This window comes from Paenibacillus fonticola DSM 21315 (assembly GCF_000381905.1).
Taxonomy (GTDB): domain Bacteria; phylum Bacillota; class Bacilli; order Paenibacillales; family Paenibacillaceae; genus Fontibacillus; species Fontibacillus fonticola.
On the sequence record NZ_KB907267.1, the window covers coordinates 89,748 to 109,703 of the forward strand.

The 19,956-nt window shown below is 48.6% G+C and carries 16 protein-coding genes; 14 read left to right on the forward strand and 2 right to left on the reverse strand.

Features of this window, described 5'->3' with window-relative positions:
- Nucleotides 1–1,242, forward strand: coding sequence for a Zn-dependent hydrolase (locus tag G358_RS0121150; RefSeq protein WP_019639258.1), 1,242 nt, complete (start codon nucleotides 1–3; stop codon nucleotides 1,240–1,242).
- Between the two features lie 74 nt (nucleotides 1,243–1,316).
- Here the strand turns inward: G358_RS0121150 and G358_RS0121155 are convergent, their stop codons facing one another.
- Nucleotides 1,317–2,927, reverse strand: coding sequence for a response regulator (locus G358_RS0121155; RefSeq protein WP_019639259.1), 1,611 nt, complete (start codon nucleotides 2,925–2,927; stop codon nucleotides 1,317–1,319).
- 39 nt (nucleotides 2,928–2,966) lie between these two features.
- Nucleotides 2,967–4,790 (reverse strand): sensor histidine kinase, encoded by a 1,824-nt coding sequence (locus tag G358_RS0121160; RefSeq protein ID WP_033404296.1) that lies wholly within the window; start codon nucleotides 4,788–4,790, stop codon nucleotides 2,967–2,969.
- A 250-nt stretch (nucleotides 4,791–5,040) separates the two neighbouring features.
- On the opposite strand from G358_RS0121160, the gene G358_RS0121165 reads away from it, so the two are divergent.
- The 13 genes from G358_RS0121165 (at nucleotide 5,041) to G358_RS0121225 (ending at nucleotide 19,242) form a co-directional block, all read left to right on the forward strand.
- Nucleotides 5,041–6,381 (forward strand): ABC transporter substrate-binding protein, encoded by a 1,341-nt coding sequence (locus G358_RS0121165; RefSeq protein WP_019639261.1) that lies wholly within the window; start codon nucleotides 5,041–5,043, stop codon nucleotides 6,379–6,381.
- Between the two features lie 137 nt (nucleotides 6,382–6,518).
- On the forward strand, nucleotides 6,519–7,457 hold the full coding sequence (locus tag G358_RS0121170) for a carbohydrate ABC transporter permease (RefSeq protein WP_019639262.1): 939 nt from the start codon (nucleotides 6,519–6,521) through the stop codon (nucleotides 7,455–7,457).
- A gap of 13 nt (nucleotides 7,458–7,470) precedes the next feature.
- On the forward strand, nucleotides 7,471–8,310 hold the full coding sequence (locus G358_RS0121175) for a carbohydrate ABC transporter permease (protein WP_019639263.1): 840 nt from the start codon (nucleotides 7,471–7,473) through the stop codon (nucleotides 8,308–8,310).
- Between the two features lie 176 nt (nucleotides 8,311–8,486).
- Nucleotides 8,487–10,346, forward strand: coding sequence for a DUF2264 domain-containing protein (locus tag G358_RS0121180; RefSeq protein WP_019639264.1), 1,860 nt, complete (start codon nucleotides 8,487–8,489; stop codon nucleotides 10,344–10,346).
- Nucleotides 10,347–10,465: 119 nt separating this feature from the next.
- Nucleotides 10,466–12,301 (forward strand): heparinase II/III family protein, encoded by a 1,836-nt coding sequence (locus G358_RS0121185; protein WP_019639265.1) that lies wholly within the window; start codon nucleotides 10,466–10,468, stop codon nucleotides 12,299–12,301.
- A gap of 82 nt (nucleotides 12,302–12,383) precedes the next feature.
- Nucleotides 12,384–13,514 carry a glycoside hydrolase family 88 protein gene (locus G358_RS0121190; protein WP_019639266.1) on the forward strand — a complete coding sequence of 377 codons (1,131 nt, stop codon included), beginning with the start codon at nucleotides 12,384–12,386 and terminating at the stop codon, nucleotides 13,512–13,514.
- Between the two features lie 768 nt (nucleotides 13,515–14,282).
- Nucleotides 14,283–14,489: a hypothetical protein gene (locus G358_RS0121195; RefSeq protein ID WP_019639267.1), complete on the forward strand. Its 207-nt coding sequence runs from the start codon at nucleotides 14,283–14,285 to the stop codon at nucleotides 14,487–14,489.
- Between the two features lie 28 nt (nucleotides 14,490–14,517).
- Complete coding sequence (locus tag G358_RS31865) at nucleotides 14,518–15,303, forward strand: hypothetical protein (protein WP_019639268.1); 786 nt, start codon at nucleotides 14,518–14,520, stop codon at nucleotides 15,301–15,303.
- A 265-nt stretch (nucleotides 15,304–15,568) separates the two neighbouring features.
- A complete protein-coding gene (locus tag G358_RS0121205) occupies nucleotides 15,569–16,219 on the forward strand; it encodes a hypothetical protein (RefSeq protein ID WP_019639269.1) in 651 nt (216 codons plus the stop codon).
- Between the two features lie 25 nt (nucleotides 16,220–16,244).
- The gene (locus G358_RS0121210; RefSeq protein WP_019639270.1) at nucleotides 16,245–17,000 is read left to right on the forward strand and encodes a class I SAM-dependent methyltransferase; all 756 of its coding nucleotides are present in this window, start codon (nucleotides 16,245–16,247) and stop codon (nucleotides 16,998–17,000) included.
- A gap of 94 nt (nucleotides 17,001–17,094) precedes the next feature.
- A complete protein-coding gene (locus G358_RS0121215) occupies nucleotides 17,095–17,694 on the forward strand; it encodes a M24 family metallopeptidase (RefSeq protein WP_276203571.1) in 600 nt (199 codons plus the stop codon).
- A gap of 56 nt (nucleotides 17,695–17,750) precedes the next feature.
- Complete coding sequence (locus G358_RS0121220) at nucleotides 17,751–18,212, forward strand: GNAT family N-acetyltransferase (protein WP_019639272.1); 462 nt, start codon at nucleotides 17,751–17,753, stop codon at nucleotides 18,210–18,212.
- 34 nt (nucleotides 18,213–18,246) lie between these two features.
- Nucleotides 18,247–19,242, forward strand: coding sequence for a hypothetical protein (locus G358_RS0121225; RefSeq protein ID WP_019639273.1), 996 nt, complete (start codon nucleotides 18,247–18,249; stop codon nucleotides 19,240–19,242).
- Nucleotides 19,243–19,956 lie beyond the last annotated feature (714 nt).

Below are 19,956 nucleotides of genomic sequence, written 5' to 3' on the forward strand. Positions count from 1 at the left end.
ATGGCTAACATTCAAAGGCTGATGGCCGCTTTGTCCAGAATCAACCAGTTTGGCGCCGACCCGAAGGGAGAGGGAATCACCAGGCTGGCCTATTCCAAAACTTACATGGAAGCGTTGGAGGATTTCAAGGAGATATGCGAGGCGGAACAGATGGCCGTACGCGTGGACGCGTTCGGCAATCTGATTGCCAGGCGGGAAGGCAAGGACCCCAAACTTCCGGCTGTGGCGCTTGGTTCTCATATGGATACCGTCAATCACGGCGGGGAATATGATGGCACATTAGGCGTAGCCGCAGCCCTGGAAGTGATAAGGAGTCTGAACGAGGAGCGGATAGAGACCGTTCATCCCATTGAACTCATCGTGTTCGCCTGCGAGGAATCGGCCCGATTCGGCTCTTCTACGCTCGGAAGCAAAGCAATGACGGGCCTCCTCGATACTTATGCCGTCTCTAATTTACGGGACAAGAACGGAATTACCATTCAGCAGGCATTCCGGGAATGCTCCCTGGATTTTCAAAATATCGGTGAAGCCATAAGAAGACGCGAGGAGTTGAAGGTGTTCCTCGAACTCCATATTGAGCAGGGTCCTCTGTTGGAATCCCTACGCAAGCAAATAGGCATTGTTACCGGTATTGCATCTCCTACCCGCATCCAAGTGCATGTGAGTGGGAAAGCATCGCATTCCGGTACAACGCCGATGAACGATAGACAGGATGCGTTGGCGGCTGCCGCAGAAATTATTCTGAAGGTGGAGAGTGAGGCGAAGAAGGAAAGCGAGTTTGGAACCGTGGGCACGGTTGGAGTATGCATGGTTCAGCCCGGAGCAATGAATGTCATTCCCGATTCCGTTACGCTTCAACTGGAGGTGCGCGGCACGTCGGAGCAATCGAAAAATAACGTGCTGGATTCCCTGTTCCGATTGTTCCGCGAACTGGAGGATCAGCGCGGGGTCATCATCAACCCGGCGGTAATCAGCGTCGAGCGTCCCGTGCTTCTTTCCAAAGAGGTTGTCGCGAAGTTAACGGAATGCTCGGAAGCTATGGACTTAAGCTATATTCGAATGACTAGTGGCGCGGGTCATGATGCGATGAGCATGGCGCATATTTGCCCGACAGGACTCATATTTATTCCTTGCAGGGAGGGTTTGAGCCATCATCCCGATGAATTTGCAGCAGTTGAGGATATCGAAGCGGGACTGAGATTGTTAAAAGAAGCAGTATTGACTTATGCTATCCCCTCCTAAATCTCCTCCTAAATGAAACAAGCCGAGCGGTATTCGGGTGCTTACCAGATCCCCCGAAGGGCCGCTCGTTTTGTTTATCTGGATTCGATCCGCTGCATAAATTCACGAGGAGATATTCCTTCGACTTTTTTGAACACTTTGCTGAAATAGAAGGCGCTGTCATAACCGAGCTTCTGGGAAATTTCATTAATCCGTCCTTCTCCGCGCAGCATCAATTCCTTGGCCGCTGCAATTTTAGTATCAGTTACATACTTAACGAAGTTGACCTTGGCCGTTTTGGAAAACAGATGGCTTAAATAATTAGGACTGAAGTTGAAAATATCAGCGACCTGATTCAAGGACAGTTTGCTGTCCAGATTGCGTTTGATGTAATCCTGGACATTCGAGATGACCTGCTCCTTGTAGCTCTGCTTTCTGGAGGAGAGAATATCGCAGCAGCCGTCCCGGAACTGTACCAGCCAATCAACAACGCCTTCCATCGAGTTTTTCTGATAAATGGCCCGGTAGCCCTCCGGCTCGTCCTCAAAAATCTGCTCCACCATATTTTCGCCGTCAGAAAGCAGGGAGGCAGCCATATAAAGCACATTGCAGGCCGCATCTGTAGCCGCGACAAGCAAATCCGGCTGCCCCTCAAATGCAGCAATCATATTGGTAATAATGCTGTAAAGGGCGTCGGTGTCCATTTCCTCGAACGCGCGGCGAATTTCGGAGCGGGAGGCCGAGTAATCGAACAGGGGCTGCTCGGGAGTGCCCTTTTTACCGGTGGAATAGAATACAAAAGATTGCTGCTCCAGTGCGGCAGGCAAGGCCCGGCGTGCGGCAAGATAGCTCTCATGCATCATATAAGGATCCTCCACGGCATTGCCGATCCCGCCAACAATCGTCACATTGAAATAATTGTGCAGAACTTCTGCCATCCCGGCTAACAGATTCTCTATGTCCGGCTTCCAATGCGGCGGATGAACCTCTTCGACCGGCAAAATGACCGCAAAGTTGCGTAAATCAAGGCTGGTCACATAACAGGGCTTGACGGAGGCCAGCTGGTCCTTCGCCATCTGTACGGTGCTTGTGCATAGGGTGACCAGCTTGTCGCCTCTCGGCGGAACGGTGCCCGGCACCATGATCCGGCAAGTGCATATAACATAGGCGGGAGCGGACAACTGCAGCTCCAGATCCTCTTTATGCAGCAGGTATTGGTTTTTGCTCTCAAAGAGATTGTTAAACAGCCGGATGAAAAATTTCTCCCTTAGCTCCTGCAAATTGCTGCGATGGACGAGCTCCGGGAAGCTTTCCACCGTTTTATAGTCTTCCAGCAGCTTAATCGCCCTTTTGATCGAGGCTTCCAGCGCTTCGGGCGTCAGCTCCAGCTTCACCAAATAATCGACAGCCTGCATCTCAATGGCCGCCCGCGCAAATTCAAACTCCTCATAACTTGTCAAAATGATAAAGAGAGGGATTCGCCCGTACTTGCTCCGGGCAGATTCGGCAACCTGCAGGCCGGTTTTGACCGGCATTTTGATATCGGTAATGACAATGTCCGGATGACAGGCATCGATCAATTCCTCGGCCTGGGCGCCATTATGAGCGATGCCGGCCACTTCAATTCCGTATTGTTCCCATTTCAGCATAGACTGCAAGCCGATGCAAACCAGCGCCTCATCATCGGCAATCAGCAATTTGATCAATACTATCACTTCCTTGCAAATTTGCGGATCTCAGACGCTTTACAGAACGCTTGATGATTCCGTTTTTCGATAAGGCAGAAGAATAAACATTTTTGTATATTGCCCCTCTTTGCTGTCAATAGATAACCCGTATTGCTCCCCGAAGGCCAGGCGCAGCCGTTCATGGACACTGCGCAGCCCCATGCCTTCCAGCAGCCCCTTTGAGCTTGGCTCCTGGCAGGCAAAAATACCGGCAATCTGCTCCTCACTAATACCGACTCCGTTATCTTCCAGCGTAATCAGAATATCATTCAATCCGCTTCGTTGGATGCTCAGCACAATATGGCCTCTTCCCTTCGGTTCAATGCCGTGGAAAATGGCGTTCTCCAACAGAGGCTGCAGGGTGAACCTGGGGATGAGCCCTGTGAGCAGCTGCTCATCGTAGGTGAGGGTCTCCATCGTAATATTGCTGCCATAGCGGTATTTCTGGATCAGGAAATAATCATCCAGCAGACTTAATTCCTCCTGCAGCGGCACCAGCCTGCGCATATCTTTGGCAATGCTTCGCAGCAGCCTTGACAGGGAGGTGGTCATTTCGGCAATGCCGGTCGCATTTTGGATGGTGGCCATCCATTTGATCGAATTCAGCGTGTTATACAGAAAATGCGGATTAATCTGGCTCTGCAGCATCCGGTATTCCAGCTCCTGCCTTTGCTTCTCGTCGGCCACTCTCGTCTCCATCAAAGCTACGATGTCCTGGGATAATCGGTTGATACCGCGTCCCACATCACCCAGCTCGCTGTTCCACTCCATATTGCGGTCGATCAGGAAGTTGCCCTGGGCAATTTTGTCGATGCGCTTTTTTAACTTTTCTACAGGAAGGCTGATCGTCTTGGTCAAATAGAGCGTAATAAATCCGCTGGATGTAATGACGAGCACGCAAACGCCCAGCATGAGCAGCAGCCAAATGTTGAACTGGGGAGCAAACTGCTTCTCTGACAACGTCTGCGACAGCGTCACCCCTTTGCGCACCGGATATGCCACGGAGATCAGCTTTTCCCCCTCCTCCGTTTCCAGCCATGACAACGACGTTACACTGCCGCTAGTGATGTTCTGTTCATAAGGAGTGACCTTATATGGAGTCGAGATGGGGACGATTTTGTCCCCCTGGATTTCGTATTTATGCTCACCGAGCGTCAGCAGCAGCTTGGAATCCTCGGGCAGCCCATAACCCTTCAGCTTATCGGTGATTACCGCTGTGTTGGCAAGCAGATATACGGTTCCAATCCGGTTGGCATTATCGCCGTAAATCGGCATGATAAACGGAATAGTGTAGGTTAAGGACAACGGATCCTTGATCACCCGTTCCCACTCTTCTCTGGAATCTAAGGAGAGACCGGGCAACTGATTAATATTATGAATGCTTAAAGGAACCGAAGTGCTAACGGAGTTATCCACCTGAAAAAATTTATCCTTGTTATCGGTCACAATCAGCCGGCGGACATAACCGTTGGAGCGGTTCATCCGAAACTCCTCCTGCAGGGAGGAGAACACATTGATGGCCTCCATTGGCTGCCGATCCCTGGATTTGAAATACTCTTTCAGCATGCTGTTTGTTGAGGAATTGGTGCTGCAAGTCATCGCTAAAACCGACAGGTTCAATAAATCCTGCTCAATAATATGAGACACAAGCTGCAGGTTGAATTCGGTAGCCTGGATTGTTGTTCTCTTCTGGAAATATGAAATCAGCTCATAACTGAAAAAAGACAACAGAGTCGCAATCAGCAGGGCAAATACCGTCATAATCATAATGATCCGGCTTTTAATGGTAGCTTTTCGTTTCGTACAAATCACCTCTTCCAGCAAGGCGTTAAGCGCTTTCATCCGTTGCGGTATCCCTACCATAACATGAACGCCTGTTCACAGATAGCCGGATAAACAGGAACAACGAATTTTACATGTTTATATTATAATTTTACAGCTTTTAATGGGATGTTTGAACAAGTGAATAGAATATTGAAGGTTCTGTGATAAAAAATGTATGCCCTTTCATTTTAAAATCCTCTAGGATAAATGTAGAGGTTCGGGATTGCCGGACCGGCATCAAATACAGGAGGAAAAGGGGACACAAGACATGAGATTAAAAAAATGGTTAGGCATCACCCTGGCTGCAGTGCTTTCGCTCAGCCTGCTTGCCGGATGCTCAGGCAACAAAGGGAATAACGCTTCTTCGTCAGAGCCGCCTGCTTCGAGCAATACTGGAACCGCTTCCAATGATGCGGCGGCAGACCCGGTGACATTGAAGTGGGCGCTGTGGGATTGGGAAGCGACGGCTTACTATCAACCCTTGATTGATGCTTACAAGGAGAAAAATCCGCATGTGTCGATCGAGTACGTAGACCTTGGCTCAACCGATTACATGACGATGCTCAGCACGCAGCTCTCGGGCGGAGCAGACTTGGATATTCTCACGGTGAAGGATATCCCGGGCTATGCCAACCTTGTGAAGCAAAATCACTTGGAACCGCTCAAAAAATTCATGAGCGAGCAAAGTATTGATGCTTCGCTTTATGGCGGTACGGTTGAACAGATCCAAATGAACGATGAAGTGTATGCGCTTCCCTTTCGCAGTGATTTTTGGCTGATTTATTACAACAAGGATTTATTCGATCAAGCCGGCGTTTCTTATCCGACCAATGACATGACATTGGAGCAGTACGATGAGTTGGCCAGAAAAATGACGTCCGGCAGCGGCTCCGGCAAAGTGTACGGCGCCCACTATCACACCTGGCGCAGTGCGGTACAGCTGTTTGGCATTCTGGATGGTCAGCATACCGTTGTGGATGGCGAGTATGATTTTCTGAAGCCGACCTATGAGCGCATCCTGAAACAACAGGAGGACGGCATCGTAATGGATTACGCTACCCTGAAAACTTCGAGTACACACTACTCCGGCGTGTTCTACAACAATTCAGTAGCGATGATGAATATGGGAAGCTGGTTTATTGCTACTCAAATAGAGAAGGTAAAGAGCGGCGAATCGCAAGCAGTCAACTGGGGGATCGTGAAATATCCTCATCCGGAGGGTGTTGAAGCGGGGACAACGCTGGGAACGATTACTTCGCTCGCTGTAAACCAGAAATCTGCTCACAAGGAAGCGGCACTGGACTTCCTGAAATTCGTAACCGGTGAAGAAGGTGCGGCTGTTATCGCATCGACAGGTACTATTCCGGCGATCAAAAACGATGAAGTAGTTAACTCCATCGCTTCCGTTGACGGCTTCCCGGCAGATGACGCTAGCAAAGAGGCGCTGACGACTGCGAAGACTTATTTGGAGATGCCGCTTCATGAAAAGAGTGCAGACATTGAAGTTGTGCTGAACGAAGCGCATGACAGCATTATGACGAAAAATGCGACGATAGATAAAGGCTTGGCTGATATGAATACACGGGTACAGCTCATTTTGAACAATTAGATGAAACGGCATGCTGCATCATAGCTCAGCAAGGGATGTTTGCGGCATGCTTTTAAACCTAAGGATGCCTACGAGGGCGGGCGGATTGCCCGCCCTTTGCCAAATTCCTTTTAGCTAGCAGGTTTGGAGGAGAAACGATGCAGAACGAAACTGTAATAAGGAATAAACCCATGAAGAGGAGCGGCTCTAGGAAAAAGCTCAAGGATCATCTGGTTGCCTACAGCTTTATTGCTCCCAACTTTATCGGCTTTGCCGTGTTCACGCTGGTGCCGATGGTATTTGCCTTTATTCTTGCTTTTGTGAAATGGGATGGGGCCAATCCGATGGAATTCATCGGGATAAATAACTTTGTTCGCCTCTGGAAGGACCCCACCTTCCATAAATCTTTATGGAATACGATTATTTATACCGTTGGTGTCGTACCGCTGACGATGGTATGTGCTCTCGGCCTCGCCATTTTGCTAAATCAGAAAATGTTTGGCCGGAATTTTATGAGGACGGTGTTCTTTTTCCCGTACGTGGCGTCTCTTGTGGCAGTTGCTGCAGTATGGAACTTTATTTTTAGCCCGACCATGGGGCCGGTCAACAATATTTTGCACTGGATGACTGGAATTCCGATTGAAGAGCTTCCACGCTGGGCTGCCGATAAAGATTGGGCTATGTTTACGGTTGTACTGTTTACGGTGTGGAAAAATATGGGTTACTATATGGTCATTTATCTGGCCGGGCTTCAGGGGGTTAACCCTGAGTTGTATGAGGCCGCCGAGCTTGATGGGGCGAATGCCTGGCAGAGATTCCGGAATGTCACCATTCCGCAGCTTGCGCCTACTACCTTCTTTGTGCTGATGATTCTGATCATTAACTCGTTTAAAGTATACGATATTTTTATCAACCTATTTGCCGGCGCCGACAACCAGTTGAACGACTCGACAAGAGTACTTGTATATCAAATTTACAACACGGCGTTCCGCTCCTTGGACTATGGTTATGCAAGCGCGATGGCGATTGTACTATTCCTGCTCGTCCTCGGCATCACGCTGGTTCAATTCCAGGGGGAGAAGAAGTATGGACAATAGGAGGATTTCAGATATGGCCGGAGCAAATAAAGGAGTTAAAATCGGTGCAAAGCTGTTTGCATATATCGTTTTGATTATGGTTGTGTTATGTATGCTTGTTCCTTATTTATGGATGCTGTCATCCTCGCTCAAGCTGAACAAGGACGTGTTCACCTTTCCGATGCAGTGGATTCCGGAGCTTCCGCGTTGGGGCAACTATAAGGAAATTTGGACGCGGATCCCGCTTGCTACGTTTATTTACAATACAGCAAAACTGTCGGTTATCGTAACGATTTTGCAGATTCTCACCTCGAGCTTTGCGGCCTATGCTTTCTCGAAGCTGCATTTCACGGGGAGAAATACGCTGTTTCTTGGTTATATTGCTACGATCGCCATACCTTGGCAGGCTTACATGGTACCGCAGTTCATCATGATGCGCTCGATGGGGCTGAACAATACCCACCTTGCGATTATTCTCCTTCAGGCGTTCTCCGCCTTCGGCGTGTTCCTGATGCGGCAGTTTTATCAGAGCATTCCGGATGAGCTGTGTGAAGCGGCCCGGATTGACGGCCTTAGCGAGTACGGCATTTGGGCGCGGATTATGCTTCCATTGTCAAAGCCGGCCCTGTCGACCCTGACGATTTTCACCTTTGTATCGACATGGAACGACTTCTTAGGACCGATGATTTATTTGACCAAAACCGAACTGAAGACGATTCAAATTGGCCTGCGGATGTTTATTTCCCAGTATTCGGCGGAATACGGCCTGATTATGGCGGCGAGCGTAGTGTCCATTATTCCGGTACTGATCGTATTTCTGGCGCTGCAGAAATATTTTGTACAGGGGGTTGCCTCCTCCGGTATTAAAGGATGATGCGAGGGCGTTAGGTATTAAAGTGAATTCAACGAATTTGAAGGTGACTCAACAAATCGTAGGAGAGTTCAACGAATGTGAAAGTGAACTCAACAAATCGAAGGTGAATTCAACGAGTGCGAAGGTGAACTCAACATCGTAGGTAAACTCAACGAATGTGAAGGAGAATGAAACTGATGGGCAACGAGCATTTGGCATATGAAAGTATTGCGGACAATCCACTAGCAACCCGCGAGGATATGGCAGCCGCGCTGCATCAGCTGCTGGCCCCCCTTCAGCCTTTCTACAGCAAGGGAGGAGCAAGGCTGGAGGTTGGCAAGACCGGAGCCGGCTATCCGGTGGCGATCGCCGGGATGGAAGGCTTCTCCAGGGTGCTATGGGGGCTTGTCCCTTTGCTTGCCGGCGGAGGAACAAGTGAGTTATGGGATATCGTCTTGGAGGGTATAGCTAACGGCACGAATCCGGAGCATGAGGAATACTGGGGCGAGGTTGGCGATTATGATCAGCGTCTAGTTGAGATGGCTGTGTTTGGCTACGCGCTGGCTCTCATCCCCGAGAAAATTTGGGAACCGCTTGAGGGAAGTGCCCGAAACGACCTGTACCTTTGGCTGAAACAAATCAATGCTCATCCTTGTCATGATTGCAATTGGCTGTTCTTCAACGTGCTTGTGAATATCGGCTTCCGGAAAATGGGGCTGCCGTATGATGAGGAACAGCTGGAGAAAAACTTGAACCGGCTCGATGCTTTCTATTTGGAGGACGGCTGGTACAGCGACGGAGAGGGCGGGCATAGCGACTATTATGTCCCGTTTGCTTTCCACTACTATGGCCTGCTCTATGCCAAGCTGATGATGGAGGAGGATCGGGTCCGGTCTAATATATTCAAGGAGCGTGCCCGTAAATTTGCTGCCAGCTTTATCGCCTGGTTCGATGCGGATGGCTCGGCGCTGCCTTATGGGCGCAGTCTGACCTACCGCTTCTCCCAGTCGGCCTTCTGGAGCGCGATGGCTTTTGCCGAGGTGGATGGGCTGCTAACCGGCGTACTGAAAGGATTGGTGCTGCGGAACTTGCGCTGGTGGTTCAGCCAGCCCATCTTTGATGCGAGCGGCCTTCTAACCATAGGCTATACCTATCCGAACCTGGTCATGGCGGAGAACTACAATTCACCCGGTTCGCCGTACTGGGCACTCAAAACGTTTCTGCCGCTGGCGCTGCCCTCTGACCATCCCTTCTGGACGTCCGAGGAGCTTCCACTGCCGGAAATGGAAGCCTTGTCCGTTCAGCAGCCGGCTCATCTTGTACTGGTCCGGGACGACAGCGCCGGACATGTGGCTGCCTTTAACAGCGGCCATCGCGGCACAAATGAACATACTCATACTTCAGCCAAATATGAGAAATTTGTATATTCAACGAAGTTCGGGTTCAGTGTGCCGCGTTCCGAATGGGGATTGTCTCAGGGAGCCTTTGATTCTATGCTGGCATTGAGCGAAGGCGGGGACAACCTGTACCGGGTCAGACGCCGCAATATGGAGACCAGCATTCAGGGCAACGTTCTCCATGCTGTATGGGAGCCCTGGCGGGATGTGGAAGTGAACACCTGGCTCGTTGCCGGGCTTCCGTGGCATATCCGGATTCACCGGATTGCAACGGAGCGTCACCTGGATGCAGCAGAAGGCGGGTTTGCCCTCGGCATCGAAACGCCGCCGCTGCAGAGGATCGGCAGGGAAGAGGCGGCGGCTGGCAGCCCCTGCGGGATCAGCGGTGTGCGAAGCCTGCTTGGCTATAAGTCGGCCCAGCTGATCTGGCCGAATGCCAACACCAATATTATGCGGCCGCGCACGGTCATTCCGACGCTTACTGCTTCGCTGGAGCCCGGTGTTCACTGGCTGGCATCCGCCGTCTACGGTGATCCGCGTCCGGCGCCAGCCCATTCGCTCGATAATTTGCCAGCGATCGGACTGAACGTTAAGATCGAAGAAGAAGTAATTACCATTTACGGCTGCCAGGGGCACGAGATCAAACTTTCCCGAATTTAGCAGCAGATCCTAAGGTTCACTATAAGCGGCAACGGGACCAGGCGTGACCCGCTACGTAATCTGTAACGGATCCGTTATGCTGGGATCCTATACTTGCATGATTGAAAGGGAACGAAGTTATGAAGGAATCGGATGAGATAATAACCAGTCCATTAGCAGAACTAGCAGAAAAGATGCCCCCCGCTAGCCTGTATTTCTATTACCCGGAAGGCAGCGGCTACGCCTTCTGGCAGAAAGTCCGCAGCAGCGGGGAGTATGCGGCTGACGTCGCTGAAATCAGATCGGAAGGGGAGCGGCTGCTCGCTACCACCCAGCCCGAGCTGACTTACTCGCTCTTTTCTTTATTTGCGAAACAGGGCTCCAGACTGGAATATGAACGGGCTTATTTTGAGCGAAGAAGACGGCTGAACACGTTCGCCCTTCTGTCGCTGTTGGAGCCGGAGCAAGAGGCATTTCACACAGCACTGCTGGATTCCGTCTGGGGAATCTGCAGCGAACTGACCTGGTGCCTGCCTGCTCATGTTAGTCCTGAGCGGCCGGTTTCGGAGACGATTGACCTATTCGCGGCGGAAACCGGCTTTACACTGGCAGAGCTGAGACTGCTGCTGGGGGAGCGGCTGCCGGAGCTGCTGCGTACCCGGATATCGGAACTGATTCATGAGCGATTGCTGCTGCCTTTCCTGAAGAAGGGGCCGTATGCCTGGGAGGAGGCGGAGCATAATTGGTCGGCGGTGTGCGCTGGCTCGATCGGCTCTGCGGCTCTTCTGCTGCTTCAAGAAGATGGGGAGAAGAAGATACTAGGGCGGATTTTGGAGCGAACAGAGCGCAGCATGACTTATTATTTGCAAGGCTTTGGCGAAGATGGCGCGTGTCTCGAAGGGATCGGTTACTGGAACTATGGCTTCGGTTATTTTGTTTATTACGCCGATCTGCTGCATAAGCGCAGCAGGGGAGAGCTGGACTGGTTTTCGCAGGAAAAGGTGATGGCAATTGCCGGTTTTCAGCAGAAATGCTTTTTGGGCGGCGACGCAGTGGTCAACTTTTCTGATGCATTGCCTTATAGCAGCGTACACCTTGGACTGTCACGTTATGTCTCTGGTAAATATAAAGGCATTCCATCGCCTCCAACTCGCTTGCGCGCGGATTACCGTGAGGATCACTGCAGCAGATGGGCGCCCGCCCTGCGCAACTTACTCTGGCGTGAACTGGCCGGAGATGCGCAGGACTGGGAACCGGGCGATTTTACGCTGCCTGATGCAGGCTGGCTCATCTCCCGCACGGTCTCGGAGGAGGGAGTGTTTGGCTTTGCCGCCAAGGGAGGGCATAACGATGAGCCGCATAACCATAATGATCTAGGTCAGTTTATGGTGGCGGGAGACGGGGAGTTTTTCCTATCTGATCTTGGCTGCGGGGAATATACGCAGGATTATTTCAGCGCACCTCGCTATACGTATGACTGTAACGGCTCCCAGGGACATTCGGTTCCCGTCATTAACGGCTGTCTTCAGGCAGCCGGAAAGAACAGATTTGCGTCTATTCTGGAGCAATCAAGCAGTGGTTTGGAAAGCCGGTTGACGATAGAGCTGTCGGAAGCTTACGACTGTCCCGAGCTGCAAACGTTTAAGCGCTCCTGGTTATGGCGCAAGGAAAAGCTGCCAAGTCTGGTGCTGAAAGATGAGCTTTCTTTTACGAACAAACCGGACACACTGCTGGAACGCTTTGTTACGCTGATTAAACCGGAAGAGCTTTCGCAGGAGGGGCGTCTGTTGCTGCCCCGCGGCAGCCTTGCTTTGGAGCTTGTTTATGACAACCAGCAGGTTCGGGCCGAAGTGACAGAGCGAACTTATCGCGATCATTTTGGGAAAAATCAGGTGTGGTATACGCTGGATTTTCATGTGCTGCAGTTGGAGACGTTCCTTGATTTGAGCTTCTTATTCCACCTTATACGAATGTAAGACTGCTTGGCAGACTTTCTGGGGAAGCAATAACGGCATTTTGTCATAGTAATCAGGATCAAACGATAAAGGAGTGGGACCGATGAATAATGAACGCGTTTGGGTGGACGAGGCTTGGCGGCATTCGCTGGAAAAAACGGTACGCAATTCAGCCAGAATCGGATCGGGGTTTCCGCATGCGAGTCAAGGCGGCGTATATCAGTTGGCTGAGCCGTCCTGGTGGACGGCGGGCTTCTGGCCAGGAATGCTGTGGCTCCTGTATGGCGAAAGTGGCAAGGAAGAGCTGAAGTTGCTGGCCGAGGAATGCGAGGCTAGATTGGATGACGTACTGGATGCGTATGTGAAACTGGATCATGATATGGGATTTATATGGACCATGACCAGCGTGGCCAACTACACGCTGACCGGCAATGAGACATCGCGAATCAGGGCTATGAAGGCCGCCAACTATCTTGCCGCTCGTTTTAATCTAAAGGGGCAATACATACGGGCATGGAATCCCTGGTCAGAGGGGGAGCGGAATGAAGGGCAGGCAATCATTGACTGCTGTATGAATATGCCGCTTCTGTTCTGGGCTTCCCGCATCAGCGGCGATCCGCGTTATGCTCACATTGCCGAGGCGCACATGGATACCGTGCTGAAATACTTCATCCGGGCAGACGGCTCGGTTTATCATATCGTCAACTTCGATCCGCATACGGGAGAAATGCTGGAGGGGCTGGGCGGCCAAGGTTATGCGCCGGAGTCGGCCTGGTCGCGGGGAGCTGCCTGGGCCATCTATGGACTGACGCTGGCCTATCACCATACCGGCAAGAACGATTATTATCAGGCCGCCAAACGTGTGGCGAACTTCTTCCTCAGCAGGCTGCCAGAGGACAGTGTACCGGCATGGGACTTCCGGGCGCCGGATGAGCTGCGCAGCCTGCGTGACACCTCGGCCGGCTCCTGTGCGGCAAGCGGTCTTCTGCTGCTCGCTGCCAAAAGCGAAGGTGGAGATGCCGACGTCTACCGTGCAGGAGGTGAGCGGATCCTGAAGTCACTGTATGAAAATTACGGTGCCTGGGATGATCCTGCAGAGGAAGGGCTGCTGCTGCATGGCACCAGCAACTATCCGCAGGGTACGAATATTGATGTTCCGCTGATTTATGGCGACTTCTTCTTTGTGGAAGGTCTAGCGAGACTAAAAGGCTGCGGGCCGTTTTACTGGGAGTAATCCCCTCTATTTCATACCTAATACGAACTGGCCATTATGAATAAAAACGTGACCACACCGCATTTTTCGCTAAAAGGGCTTCCGTCCCTTGTTTTTCAAATGTATAATCATGGAAGAAGCTCGCACAGCAACGGGGCTGTCCAGAAAGTCAGTAAAAACTGACTTTTTGGATAACCCCTTGATTTCTTCATAGGGTGGTTTGGGGTTTAGTGGAATTGGTGAGAGTGATGGAATTTGGCTGTACTCGTGGGACTGTTCACCCTCTAACGGACAGGAGATCCGCTATTTGTTGAAAATGGGCTCCTTTGCTCTGCTTGCGGACACTGGTTCCGCTATTCGACCAAATTGACGGCAGTAAACAGGGTTTCGGGATCAATAGCGGAACGTAGGTCCGTTAGCTCTCAAGATTCCTCGTTATTTCACAAATAACGTCCCCTGTGTCCGTTTGGGCTTGAATATATCCAGTTGCCCACTCAGCAATCCAAGCCAGCTGCACAGCCACTCAGCAATCCAGGCCAGCTACACGCTATGCAGCAATCCAAGCCAGCCCGCCTCCCAAGCCATACAGCCGGCAATCAACTCCTCACACCAGCAAAGACAGATGTGTAAAAAAGTTAGACGGAGAGATGCGGTGTTTTCCGTCTAACTTTTTTCGGGACAGCCCCATTCTTTTGCAACTTATCCATACTGCAGGTTATACATACAGGAGGGAATGAACTGGTTAACATTAACATTCTCAAGGGACTTTCCTTTTCGGGGGCGGCAGAATTGCTGCTCGAAGAAGGATATTGTGAAGAAAACGCCATGGAGCAGGAAAGTGAGGAGTGCGATAAGATATTTCTTTATCCTTATACGCTCTACGGCAGCGGCAACAACATCGTCGACCAAATCTTCTATGCTGAGTATTGTATGAGAGATGAGGACGGTGAGTATGAGGACTACAAAAGCTTTTGGACAAGAATGTTGAAAAAATAACGAAAAAATCATTAAAAAGGAACAGCAGATGAAGAAGACTATATATGTTATCGTATTATTCTTCTTAGGAATTTTAACAGCATGTGATCATGAACAGCTAGAAAATAACAAAACAGTTACTCCCAAAACGACCAATCCCAACACAGCTAACTACCAATCTGAGGCATCTAACGAAAAAAATCAGGTGGAGGATTCACCGCAAACTGCTAATGGCCCGTTATCGTTCCTACCGGAAGGGTGGGGCACTTTGGAAGATACAGAGGGATATGCCGCTCATGCTGAGGGAGACTTAAATAAGGATGGCATTAATGATATGGCCGCTGTAATAGAGAGGCTGCAGGAAGGTCAAGAGGAAGGCCAAGAGGAAGGTCAAGAGGAAGGCGAAGAGGCGCCGCCACGCGCACTTCTGATTGCCTTTGGAAATGGGGACGGGACATATACCTTATCGATTATTGCCGAGAATGTCATATTAAACCGGGACGAGGGCGGCATTTGGGGTGACCCCTTTGAAAGTTTATCTATAGAAAGAGGATCAGTACTGGTTAGCCACTATGGCGGCAGCAACTGGCGATGGTATAACAAATACAGATTTAGATTTCAAGAGAATGACTGGTATTTAATAGGCGCAACATGGGGCTCATATTACACAGGCAATGCAGCTAAGGATAATGCCGAAGAAGAAGATTATAATTTGCTGACCGGCGAGTTCATCATTAAACAAAGTGATGAAAATGGAAAAGAAACCAGAACTAAAGGAAATCGAGGCAGGAGAAAACTGGTGAAATTAAGCGAATTCCATCTTGAAGATATGTAATTAAACATTTAGATCTGATATAACCTTGATCTGATATAACCTTGATGTCCCAAAGAGTCAACCATCCGAATGACCTGAGCCTTTATCGCTTATGATACGGATGGGAGCAATGGATGGTCTTTAGAATGGGAGTTCGGCGATCGGATACTTCATGACCATATTCAAGTGCAGGCTTTAGGAAGTGATGGGACTACGCAAGCTAATGAGACGATCAATGTAACGGCTGATGTTCCCTAGGAGGGGTTAATTATTGGGGAGGGCGAGTATGGAAGAGGAATTAAAACGTCTACAGCATAGTCAATCTAATATGATATTTTATTTCATGCTGACGATCGGAACGGTTAGTTCAGTGACCATATTACTGATAAATATATTTCGCTGGGTATTAATGGATACGCTGACCCCTTTTATTGCCCCATTTATTGAGATCATCGGATATATTGTTTTCTGCTTAAGCACATTAGTTGTATTTGTGTATTTTGTTGTAAGCAAACCCAGCCGAAGAGCGAGAAATGGAATCCCTTTTTTACTGAATATCATTATTTTGATATTGGTATTAGTTGTCCCTATTAATTCGATCGTGTTGAATTTTGATTTTCGTTCCAGCCAACATAAACGGGAAAAGGTAGTTGATATGGTGATGGCAGGGGGACTGCTGCCCAATGTTTTTCATAATCCCACTTTAATCCGCTTACCTGACGACTATAAAGAGTTGTCTAAAGGCGGCGGAGAAATTGTTGTTCTAGGGGATGGAACAGATACGCAAATTTTATTTTTCACTTATCGTGGTGTTACGGATCAATTTGCTGGATTTGTATATTCCGCCGATGGGCAGGAGCCGGATGAAAATCGATTTGGGAAATGGGTTGAGGTTAAGCGGTTGGACGAGAAATGGTTTTGGATTAGCGTAACGTAGCCTTGTTGATACTGGGGAGGTATGAATGCAAAATTTATATGACAACGAAACGTTTTTCAACATGTATAAAAAATTAAGAGAAACTAGAGTAACCCATAATGATTTTATTGAACAACCTGCGATGAAAAGGCTGCTTCCAGAACTCAAGGGACTAAAAGTTCTTGACCTGGGCTGTGGCTTCGGCGAAATGGCCCACTACTGCATAGAGAAGGGAGCAGCGCAGGTAACGGGTATAGATATTTCGGAGAAAATGCTGTCTGCCGCACGTCCTCACCCACAAATTCGTTACTTGCATTGTCCGATGGAAGAGGTTGAATGTAACCGCCATGAATTTGATATTGTAATCAGTTCCTTAGCTTTTCATTATATTAAAGACTATGAATTACTAATCCGTAGAATTGCTAATTGGATTAAACCAAGGGGGTACTTGGTATTCTCGACAGAGCACCCCGTCATTTTAGCCCATCAAAGCCAAAAGGGCTGGATTCGTGATTCGGATAGCAGCATCCTTCATTGGCCGATCGATAATTATGGTGAAGAAGGCAGCAGAGCCCAATTTTGGGGGATTGACGGAGTCATAAAATATCATCGGAAACTTTCTACCTTAATCAACGTCCTGATCCAAAATGGACTGACTGTTCAGGAAGTGGATGAACCGGAATCGATAGCAGAGGGCCTTGCCAAAAAGCCCACACTGCTAAATGAAAAGCGCAGGCCGTCATTTATTCTTATAAAGGCAAGAAAGCAAGAGGAAGAGTGGGGCGGCCCCGAGCGGACTTGAGGTTTCCCGGCTTCGTAAATAGAGGCACGTAAAAGGGAGATAGAACAAATAGAACAAATGATGAAAAGGACTGATCCTTATAGACGCGCAGCAATTGGCTATGACGGCCTGTCAGCAATCCAAACTGTTTTTAAAGCCAGGAATCTCGGAGAAGGAATTCGCGCTCAAATGTGAAGAAATTATGTATTCCTTAGGGGCAGAAGCACTGTGGTATCCAATGCTTGTAAACTTTAATAAGAATTCGATCTATTGTACCCGCGGAGATCATCTGCCCTCTGAAGATGTGATTTTGTTAGAGAACGATATTGTTCTAGTGGATTATAGTCCAATGCTTGATGGCAAGTGGGGAGATTACTCGGAGACGATCCTGATCGGGCATGATCCGAAATTTGACCAGCTAATTAAGGATGCCAAGCAAATTTTTGAATTGACTTATGCTTATTCCACACAAGCCGCGACGATTGGAGATTTATTCAAGTTTTGTGAAGAGCTCATCCATGCCAGAGGGTACCGCTTGCTCGATCCATACGGAAATATTGGGCATTCAATTGAGGATGGCAGCAACCAGGACAAGCGTATATATATAAGTCCTGACAATGCACACATTCATTTGAAGGGGAGAAAATGGGCCATTGAGCCGCATATCGGCAAAGGGGAATATGGGGCGAAATTTGAGAATGTGACAGCTCTTTAGAACTGGAAGCTAATTGGAATAACTGCATGCACGTTTAGATAGGAGCGCAGAACAAGATGACATTAACAATAAAAAAATTATCCCCGGAGGATGCTGTACCCTATGATTTGCTGCTGCTTGCCGATCCTTCCAAGGAAATCGTGGATGATTACTTATTAAGAGGCCAGTGCTACATCGCCGCCAGGTCAGGTCAAATGATCGTGGGAGTTTTTGTTTTATTAAGAACCCGGCCGTATACGATGGAGATTATAAACATAGCGGTGCGGGAGGATTTTCAAGGGAAAGGGATCGGCAAGAAATTAATGCTTCAAGCCATTGCAAAAGCAAAAGAGCAGCAGGTTAAAACGATAGAAATTGGAACGGGGAACTCAAGCCTTGCTCAACTAGCTTTATATCAGAAGTGCGGGTTCCGGATTGTGGGAGTTGATCAGGATTTTTTTTCGCATCATTATCGGGAGGAAATTTTTGAGAACGGCATACGATGCAGAGATATGATCAGGCTGAGATTAGAAATATAAGCTAACGTACATAGTGTATTTGGAGATGAGAGAAATGAGTTGGACGAAATGGATTATTGTATTACTGTTGTCTCTTGTGACAACTGCTTGCGGAACTGTGTCAATGGAAGAGGCGATGGAGAACAATACTAGAATCCAGGAAGAAAGCACGAATTTGCTTGAGGTTCCGGCTAATGCAGAGGAAACACCAAAGGAAGAAATTGCAGCTGAAACAGATTCTATTTCGCCCGAAGAGGAGATGGCCATAGCAGAAGAGCTTGCTTTAACGTATATTCATGACTTTCTTAATAATGAGGATGTTAAGGGCAAGGAACGTTTTGTGGAACAGCATGTTATTGAAAGCCGGCAATCCTTTTTTTTGAGTTATACTCCATTTATTACGGAGGAAGAGTTAAGGATTTACCATCCCAAGGTGATCGAAACGCAGCTGTTTGAATATCATGGTAACAGTGTCGCGCTTGTCTTCATTCAATACAGCTCCTCCCCTAAAGAGGAATCTGGTACGAAGGAAGTTATTTATTTATTTGAAAATTCCAAAATGGTTTCAGGGTATCTCCCGTCTAAAACTGCTGCCCATAGCGATCTTGCTTTTCGTGTTATTAGGGAAGGATTCAATAAAACATCTACTCCGCCTAAAGCTGTATCAAAAGCAAAGGACTTTTCGGGTGATGAGGAGATCGCTAAAAACTTTTTTAGAAAATTTTTGAATCCTAAAAATGATGACGAACAATTGAAGTATTATGAGGAGCATATCGAGGAGTCGATGCAATATATGTATGGCACGTTTCCTCAGATTTTTATTAATAAACTCAGGAAATATAACAATCTTGAAGTGGTAGAGTCAGTTACATACCGATTTGCGGATCAGAGCGAGGGCTCGCTTATTCTTTTTAACTCGTCAGGAACAGAAATCGTTGTTGTTTTGAAACAATCCAAATTTGTTATGGCCTACTTGGAGTCAGAACAGACGCATGATTCCATTGTTTTTCAAAAGCTTAGAGAGAAGTTTCAAACTCCGCAGCCAGCTTAAGGCATTGATTGATAGTGAAAAAGAAAGTTGATAGTAAAAAAGAGAACACCGATCGCGCAATATAGTTACCGAGGCTTTCTACTGTACATTTGGTGGGAATCCAGGCCAAATCATGACCACCCGTTGGGCGGGTGGTTTGCTGTTGGGGTATAACCCCCTGTTGCCAAACTGCGCCTAAAGACTAGCCTGATCACAAATCTGTTCAGGCTCAGTGTTATTTGTCACTTTCACTTACCAGTTAAACTGGTTTATTTCTTTCTTGATCGAAAATGTGGCTCAGAACGTGAACGAAATTTTATAACGAAGCTTATGAGCGCTATCTGTGTAAAAATAACGCTCCTTAAAATGTAACGAAGCTGGGCAACGTTATTTCAGTCTTTACTGCTCCAAACCGAGGATAAACGGCAAAATAGAGTGTCTGAGATTTGTTGCTATGAACGTTTTTGTCAAACCCTCTATTTTTTCTGCCTGAGCACGTGGCGCGAGAGCAAAAATGCGAGCGACGGTCGGCACGCTGCTATCCGTGGGTTGGGTACCACATGTTATGCCTTCGTCAAGGAGAGCTTTTGCAAGCTAGAAACGCACGTTCAGTTCTTGGCAAACCTAGTGCAAACGAATCACGCATATTCTCTCCCGAACCTTCGTTTGCTCCCGGGCCTCGTGCTCCGGCGTGAGCTTGTCAAGTGCCTTTCTTGACAAGCGAGTGTTCAGATC